The organism is Mesorhizobium sp. WSM4844 (genome assembly GCF_055811775.1).
On the sequence record NZ_JBVVQB010000169.1, the window covers coordinates 1 to 713 of the forward strand.

Here is a 713-nt window from a genome sequence, read left to right on the forward strand (position 1 = left end):
CTGGCCGCAACGGCGCCGTCGAATGTTCATTGTTGATGAACCGCTCGGGTGGCAGGAGGTTGCCCTGGTCAAGCGCATCCGGCCAGGGCCGGTGTTGGCTGGCAGCTAACGCTGGCGAGGCGGCGGCCTCAACTCCGGCGTGTCCAGAGCCGGCCGCTGCGAAAGCGCCCGCCACGATCCTGTCTGACGCGGGCTCCGCATCGCCGACCCGTTGCAGCGCGGAGCGGAGATTGCGATTGCGTGGAAACAACCTCTCGGCGAATTCGATCCGCGAATCATGATCCAGCCCAGAGATCGTCTGGCCCTCATTCTCAAGCGCCTCAGAAAATCTGCGAAGACTGCGACCATAGCCAACACGGGTGGTTGAGGCCAACCTGCTGTCACTGGCCACTTGTTCCAAGACATGCGCGTCTGCCTTTGACGGCACTGGCACTCGCCACCCGCGAGTAGCTGAATAGCCCGGCTCATGATACGCACGCAGGACGTTCAACGCCGCCTTTATATCCTCGTTATGCGGAAAGAAAGTATCGACGTGATCGACCAGGGATTGGTGATTTTCTAGATCAGTCGCTTGGCCACGAGCGCCGAGATCATTCGCCAATCGGCGAAGTGTACGCCTGTAATTTTGGAGCGTTCTCACGCTCAATTTTTGCTGAGCCTCAGCATGGGCGATCGCCTTATCAATCACGTCCCGGTGTTCGTCGGACAGATGG

At 59.6% G+C, this 713-nt stretch carries 1 pseudogene; it reads right to left on the reverse strand.

Annotation, left to right across the window (positions count from 1 at the left end):
* Nucleotides 1-713: pseudogene (locus AC0L2A_RS36280) on the reverse strand (Ulp1 family isopeptidase); the annotation flags it as partial.